This window comes from Neobacillus drentensis (assembly GCF_036962765.1).
GTDB lineage: Bacteria > Bacillota > Bacilli > Bacillales > Cytobacillaceae > Neobacillus > Neobacillus drentensis_C.
Genome location: NZ_JBALOS010000438.1, coordinates 1 through 1,090, shown reverse-complemented (window position 1 = coordinate 1,090; position 1,090 = coordinate 1). Strand labels below are relative to the sequence as shown.

Annotated in this window: 3 protein-coding genes; all 3 read right to left on the bottom strand. The window is 33.2% G+C overall.

Translation table 11 applies throughout. From position 1 onward, the window contains the following. A partial coding sequence (locus V7137_RS30490) for a hypothetical protein (RefSeq protein WP_335701531.1) occupies positions 1 to 299 on the bottom strand: 299 nt, incomplete at its 3' end. Between the two features lie 195 nt (positions 300 to 494). Further along, on the bottom strand, positions 495 to 692 hold the full coding sequence (locus V7137_RS30485) for a hypothetical protein (protein ID WP_335701530.1): 198 nt from the start codon (positions 690 to 692) through the stop codon (positions 495 to 497). Further along, entirely contained in the window at positions 644 to 757 is a 114-nt protein-coding gene (locus V7137_RS30870) for a hypothetical protein (protein WP_420490205.1), read from the bottom strand. The genes V7137_RS30485 and V7137_RS30870 overlap by 49 nt, the downstream gene beginning before the upstream one ends. Positions 758 to 1,090: the final 333 nt, after the last annotated feature.

Below are 1,090 nucleotides of genomic sequence, written 5' to 3'. Positions count from 1 at the left end.
ATATAATCACCAAAATTAAGGATTTTGGTCATTCCTGTTATTGAGTGATTATTTTCGTAAATCAAAATAGTTTTAGGATCCATCAGTTTTGGGTCTTTAAGCCAAATAATATTTTCATAATTATATGGATAAACTGTATTTCCATTCAGGAACTTTACGTGCCATTTATCCTTAACATTTTTACAAAAGTCAATTTCTACAGTTTTATCTATGTCATTAGCAAGAATAAGATTATTTCCCTCGTCCATAATGTCCTCCCTGCCTAAATAAGTGACTATTTTCCTACTAAATAATACCATAATTATCCCATCCTAAGGGATATTGGATTAGTCCTCCAGTGAAATAAAGCATAAACGCACCGGGGCGCTGACTCCAAAAACTCCAAATTTTGTTGAAGTGGTCCATTAAACGGTTACTAGGTACAGCAACAAAAAAAATAATCCCCCATCTTCCTTGATTCGGAACAAACGAGGGATCATTAACTAATATTCTTTTTAGACATAAAATACCTCTCTTTCTTTTTCATTTAAATTCTCTCTAATTGCCTCTTCCCACCACCGATGGCCATCTGGAATACGATTTTTCATAAGATCTAACCGTTCATTCACATGCTTTGCCTTGATTAACGTTTCTTCCTCCTCCATCATTCCACAACAGATTTCATAGATATCATCAAAGTGAGCGAGTGACATTTCCAGCACCTTCTTTCATAGTTTTGAGAAATTATTGAATCTTTGCCCTCCTTCCTTACTTTAATTATATGATGGATATAGCAATAAATTATTTTAAATTTGTAAATATTTTGAATTTAGACACTCCTTCTCACAGCTACGTCCTTTACAAAATTGAAGTAGGAGTCTTCTGTCGGAGAACGATAAAAAATGAGTTCCAAACCCATTAATAAGGAATCTGGAACTCATAATTTTATAGTTTATAAATCAGAAACAATGATATAAGATAAACGAACAGGTCCATCTACTCCCCATATCTTGTTTAACTCAATGTCAGAGGAACTACTTGAACCACCCTCTATTTGATAGAGAGTGCTGCTATATGAATTGTTGTATTTGTTTACTTTAATATTCTCCTT